This window comes from Pyxidicoccus fallax (assembly GCF_012933655.1).
In the GTDB taxonomy this organism is placed as follows: Bacteria; Myxococcota; Myxococcia; order Myxococcales; family Myxococcaceae; genus Myxococcus; species Myxococcus fallax.
Window position 1 is genome coordinate 1 of the sequence record NZ_JABBJJ010000534.1, and the last position, 5688, is coordinate 5688.

At 71.5% G+C, this 5688-nt stretch carries 4 protein-coding genes; 2 read left to right on the forward strand and 2 right to left on the reverse strand.

Going from position 1 to position 5688, the window contains the following annotated elements; translation table 11 throughout:
* Positions 1–413: 413 nt before the first annotated feature.
* The gene (locus HG543_RS50915; protein WP_246357893.1) at positions 414–2831 is read right to left on the reverse strand and encodes a DEAD/DEAH box helicase; all 2418 of its coding nucleotides are present in this window, start codon (positions 2829–2831) and stop codon (positions 414–416) included.
* Positions 2832–2914: 83 nt separating this feature from the next.
* Here HG543_RS50915 and HG543_RS50920 point away from each other — a divergent pair, with 83 nt between their 5' ends.
* The gene (locus HG543_RS50920) at positions 2915–4162 is read left to right on the forward strand and encodes an SLC13 family permease (RefSeq protein WP_169352226.1); all 1248 of its coding nucleotides are present in this window, start codon (positions 2915–2917) and stop codon (positions 4160–4162) included.
* Between the two features lie 10 nt (positions 4163–4172).
* On the opposite strand, the gene HG543_RS50925 is transcribed toward HG543_RS50920, so the two are convergent.
* On the reverse strand, positions 4173–5012 hold the full coding sequence (locus HG543_RS50925) for a hypothetical protein (protein ID WP_171818695.1): 840 nt from the start codon (positions 5010–5012) through the stop codon (positions 4173–4175).
* A gap of 171 nt (positions 5013–5183) precedes the next feature.
* Between HG543_RS50925 and HG543_RS50930 the strand changes: the two genes are divergently transcribed.
* The coding region (locus HG543_RS50930; protein WP_169352227.1) for a GspE/PulE/PilB domain-containing protein at positions 5184–5688 on the forward strand (505 nt) is incomplete at its 3' end.

The window sequence follows — 5688 nt, forward strand, 5'->3', positions numbered from 1 at the left end:
GGGGGCGCGGGAGGCGCGGCCCGGCGGGCGGAGGAGGTCTCCTGCCGTTGCGACCAGTCCGCGAGCATCCGGCGGAGAGCCGCGATGCGCGGGTCCTGCGGGCGGGGAGCTTCCGCAGGGGCCGAAGCCGCAGGCGTGGCGGGTACCGGAGCGCGCGAGGCATCGGTGAGCGAGCCCGCGTTCCAGCGAGGCACCGCGGGGTTCTCACGGGCCTCTTCCGAGGCTGGAGCCTCAGCCGAAGCAGGGGCGTGCGTCGAGGCGGGAGCCTGAGCCGAAGCGGGAGCCGCCTCCGGCGCGCCAGTGCCCTCCTCCGGGCCCGCCGTCACGGGAGCCTTCGTGGGCGCCCTGCCCCCGGGCCCCACTCCATTCAGCCGAGCCAGCTTGCGCTTCAAGTCCACGGGCTCACCTCCGGCCTACTGCATCCCCGCGACGCCGAGCGCCGACAGCAGCTCCAGCCCCAGGCGCTTGCGCGGGTACGGCTCCACCGGTGCGCTCCCCGGTGTCGCTCCCGCCGCCGGGCCGATGCAGGCCGGGCAGCCGTCCTCGCACGCGCACGACTCCAGCAACCGGCGCGCGCGGAGCAGCAGCTCGTCGCGCTGGTCATACAGGCGCGCGGCCAGCCCCACCCCACCGGGCACGTTGTCATAGAGGAAGATGGTCGGGTCGAAGCCCACGCCCCCGTCCTTGCGCGGAGGCCCTTCGGCATCGTCGCGGCTGCCGAGCGTCTTGCCCACGTCCCTCGGGTCGATCATCAACCCCACGCACGCCACCGTGCGCAGCGCCGTGGCCACTCCGCGCAGCGCGTCGATGACCGTGGGCCGGGGCGCGCGCATCGAGCGCACCACCGACTCCGGCACCGTCAGCCAGAGCGACGTGGTGTGCATCTGCATCTCCGGCAAGGCCACGTCGCCGTAGCCCACGTTCTCGTGCGTGTGGAACTTGATCTTCTTGTAGCCCACCACCTTCTCGATGACGGACACCTCGCCCATGCCCGCCTGGAGGTCCGGCCCCATGGGCGCGCCCTGGTCCTCCTGGATGACGTGCACGCGCACGTACGTCATCGCGTCGGTGAAGTAGTCCGGCGCCACCTTGCGGACGAAGGCCTTGTGGTTCTCGTAGTCGAACTTCTCGACCTGATACTGCTCGCCCTCGTGCTGGTAGATGGCCTGCTCGTGCAGCATCGTGTGCGCCGAGCGGAAGTCCATCTCCGCCAGCGTCCGGTCCGTGCCCCGCTCGATGATGACCACGTTGTCCCAGCCCACGCTGCGCAGCGAGACGTGGTTGGCCGGGTACGCGTCCGTGGACCAGTGGTAGACGCGGCGCCCCGCCTCGCCCAGCGTGGGGTGCACCACCTCGTGCTGCGCGAGGAAGCCGAGCGCCTCCGCCGTGGACTCGGGCGGCACGTCTCCGAAGGGCTCGCCCTCCTCGAAGGGCAGCTCGAAGGACGCGCACTTGAGGTGCTGGACGAGAATCTCCACGTTGTCCGGGTCGATGCGCGCGTGCTCCACGGGCGCGCCGACGAGGAAGCGCGGGTCCGCCGCGAGGTACTGGTCCAGCGGCGCGCTCGACGTCACCAGGAGCGCCAGACTTCCCGCTCCGCGCCGACCCGCGCGGCCGAAGCGCTGCATCAGCGCCGCCACCGAGCCCGGGTAGCCCGCGCACACCACCGCGTCCAGCGAGCCGATGTCGATGCCCAGCTCCAGCGCGTTGGTGGCCACCACGCAGCGCACCTCGCCCGCGCGCAGCGCCGCCTCCGTGGCCCGGCGCGTGCCCGGCAGGTAGCCGCCGCGGTAGCCCTGGATGAGGTTCGGGTCCAGCTTCTCCTCGACGAAGCGGTCGCGGAGGTACTTGAGCATCACCTCGATGTTGTTGCGCGACTGGCCGAACAGCAGCGTGGACACGCCCGCGCGCACCAGGTCCGCCGTCAGCCGCACCGCCGTCTTGAGGTAGCTGGCGCGGATGCCCAGCTCCGCGTTCACCACGGGCGGGTTGAAGACCATGACGCGGCGCTCGCCGGCCGGGGCGCCGCTCTCGGACACCAGCGCCACCTCACGTCCGAGCATCCGCTTCGCGTGCGCCTGGGGGTTGCCGATGGTGGCCGAGGCCGCGACGAACACGGGGTCCGCGCCATGGAAGCGCGCCACGCGCTGGAGCCGGCGCAGCACGTTGGCGAGGTGCGAGCCGAAGACGCCCCGGTACGTGTGCAGCTCGTCGATGACGACGTAGCGGAGGTTGGAGAACAGCCGCGCCCAGCTCGCGTGGTGCGGGAGGATGCCGGTGTGCAGCATGTCCGGGTTGGTGAGCAGCACCCCGCTGCGCTCGCGAGCCGCCCGGCGCGCGTCCGCCGGCGTGTCTCCGTCGAAGGTGATGGCGCCGTGGGACAGGCCGGCCTCGCGCATCAGGGCGCGCAGGGACTCCTCCTGATCTCTCGATAGGGCCTTGGTGGGGAACAGGTACAGGGCGCGGGCCTGCGGCTCGCGGGCGAAGCGGTCCAGCAGCGGCAGGTTGTAGCAGAGGCTCTTACCGGACGCGGTGGGCGTGGCGATGACAAGGCTCTGCCCGGCGCGGGCGAGCCGGTAGGCCTCCGCCTGATGGGAGAAGAGCTGCTCGATGCCGCGCTTCTGGAGGGCCTCGCGGACCTGGGGGGCCACGTCCTCGGGGATGGGCGCGAAGGCACCGGCGCGGGCGGGCGTCACCTCGTCGAGGGCGAAGCAGGACGCGAGCTGCCGGTCCGAGCGCCACCCGTGGAGGACGGCGTCCAGCCCGCGAGGCGCGTTCCAGGGGGTGCGCCGAGGTCCTCCGAAGGCGTCCGCTTCCTTCTCAGGCTTCATGGGGCGGGCACTGTACAGGTGTGCACGAGGACGGACAACGCGCTTGAGGCGCGGGCGCCGGCACTCGGCTACGGTGCCGCCCCGTGGCCCTCGCCATCTTCCTGTTCACCTACGTCTTCATCGCCGGCGCGCGCCTTCCGTTCCTCAGGCTGGACCGGCCCGGCGGCGCGCTGCTGGGCGCCGTGCTCATGGTGGTGCTCGGCGTCGTCACCCCCGCCGAGGTCTTCAACCACAGCGACGACCCCGCCCGGCACGCCATCGACGCGGACACCATCGTCCTGCTGCTGGGGATGATGCTGCTGGCGGCGTACCTCTCCCAGGCGGCCTTCTTCCGCACCGCGGGTGCCTGGGCCGTGCGCAAGGCGCACACGCCCCGGCTGCTGCTGGGGGCCGTGACGTTCATCTCCGCGGTGCTGTCCGCCGTCCTCGTCAACGACACCGTGTGCCTGATGCTCACGCCGCTGGTGCTCGCCACGGTGGAGGACGCGAAGCTGCCGCCCGTGCCCTACCTGCTCGCGGTGTGCATGGGCAGCAACAGTGGCTCGGTGGCCACCTTCACCGGCAACCCGCAGAACATGCTCATCCAGGGCGCCTCCGGCCTGTCCTACGCCAGCTTCGCCGCGTACATGGCCCTGCCCGCCCTGGTTGCCACCGCCATCGTCACCGGCGCCCTGCTCTGGATCTTCCGGGACGACCTGCCCGCGAAGCGCTTCGAGCCGCGCCCCCCCCCGCCCCCCGTGGACCGCGGCCTGCTGTGGCTCACCCTGGTGGTGCTGCTCGGCGTGGTGGCGGCCTTCTTCGCCGGGCTTCCCATGAGCTGGAGCGCCCTGGCTGGCGCCGCCCTCGTCATGGCCCTGTCCCGACGCGAGCCGCGCGAGGCCCTGGAGCGCGTGGACTGGGTGCTGCTCCTGTTCTTCGCCAGCCTCTTCGTCGTGGTGTACGGCGTGAACAAGCACGGCTGGGCGGAGGAGATTCGCGAGCTGTTCGGCCCCCTCATGGCCGGCCCGCCCTGGCGCGAGACGCTCGGCTTCGCGGGGCTGACGCTGGTGGCCTCCAACCTCTTCAGCAACGTGCCCTTCGTCATGCTCGCGCGCACGTGGGTGCCCACGCTGCAGAACGTCGAGCTGGGCTGGCACGTGCTCGCCCTGGGCTCCACGCTCGCCGGCAACCTCACCCTGGTGGGCAGCGTGGCCAACCTCATCGTCTTCGAGGCCGCGCGCGGGAAGGTGAACATGACCTTTCTCGGCTACCTGCGCGTGGGCCTGCCCGTCACGCTGGTCAGCTTCGTCGTGGGGCTGGCGGTGCTCCTCGCGGAGCACGCCCTCTTCTGAAGCCGCGGGGCTATTCCGGGTCCGGGTCCGGCAATTCGCCCGCGGGCAGTTCCTTCTCGGGCGGCTTCGGCGGCTCGGGCGGAGGCTGGCTCGCGGCGCCGGGCACGGTGTCCGGAGCGGCGTTGGCGGGCATGTCGGGCAGCGGCGCGCCACCGCGCCTGTCCCGGGGCGTCAGGTCCTTCACGAAGACGGTGGCCACCTCGTCCAGCATCGCCGTCATCGCCTCGCGGAACAGGGCCGGATTCTTTCCCACCTTGAACGGGTCCAGGTGCGCGGCGCCCGCGGCCACCTGGTCCACCTCGAAGGGGCGGCGCCACACCTCCGCGCGCCCATCCAGCGTGAACATGCGCCCGTACCCGCGCACGTAGGCGCCCGCGCGGCCGCCCTTGCTGCGCATGCCGTAGTCCTGGACGACGAACTCGACGATGGTGTCCGCGCCCAGCGGCCCGACGAGGTCATAGTCCGGCGCGTTGGCGGGCACCTCCTCCACCAGGAAGCTCTCCAGCACCGAGGCCACCCGCGCCGGGTCCACCACGCGCGTCCACGGCTGCTCCTGGGGGAGCTGCGTCAACGTGTTCACCCGCAGCCGCTCGGAGATTTCGAAGCGCGTCACCGCCTGCTGCAGCTTCACCGTCAGCCGCCGGTCGGCCTCCACCGGCTCCAGCTTCTTCAGCTTGGCCTCGTAGGCGGAGTCCTTTCGGAACACGAGGCTCTTGGGCCCGGCCCCATCCTCGATGCGGGAGATGAAGGCCGGCCGCCGCACGCGGTCCAGGTCCGCGCCCGCCAACCGCTGAGAAGCACAGCCGGCGGTGAGCGCCAGCACGAGGAAAGGAAGGATGCTTCGTGTCATTCACCGACAGTTGTATCGCAAGTCCCGCCTTCATGCTCCTACCCGGCCGTACCAATGCGTCTTCGGCGCCCCGATGTCGGTCCGCTGGTATGCTGCCTGGCCGTGAGCCGCTCGCCTACCCCGCCCCCTGTTTCCCTCCCTGGCCGCAAGCGCCGACTCGGGGAGATTCTCATGGACGCTGGACTGCTGACGGAGACGCAGCTGCGCTCCGCGCTCGCCGAGCAGCGCAAATGGGGTGGCAAGCTGGGGCTCACCCTGGTGCAGATGGGCTTCGTGGACGAGAACTCCATGGTGCACGCCCTCTCGCGCCAGCTCACCATTCCCACGGTGGACCTGGAGGCGCACACGCCGTCGCCGGTGGTCCTCCAGGCGCTGCGGGCGGACATCGCCGAGCGCTACACCGTCTTCCCCACAGCGGCGGACCCGGCCAACAAGCTGCTCACCGTGGCCACGGCGGACCCCACCAACGTGGAGTCCTTCCAGGAGCTGGCCTTCCACACCGGCCAGCGCATCCAGGTCGTCGTGGCGGCCGCGTCCTCCATCGAGCGCGCCATCCGCCGCCACTACCACGGGGAATTCACCTCCCCCACGGCCACCCCGCTCACCTTCGGCATGGACGAGGCCACCTTCGAGCTGGCCCCGCCCACGTCGGCGGACCTGTCTCTTATACAGATCT

What these genes read in the sequence shown, in the direction of transcription:
- HG543_RS50925 (WP_171818695.1), bottom strand. Translation starts at nt 5,012, where the DNA reads ATGACACGAAGCATCCTTCCTTTCCTCGTGCTGGCGCTCACCGCCGGC.
- HG543_RS50915 (WP_246357893.1), bottom strand. Translation starts at nt 2,831, where the DNA reads ATGAAGCCTGAGAAGGAAGCGGACGCCTTCGGAGGACCTCGGCGCACC.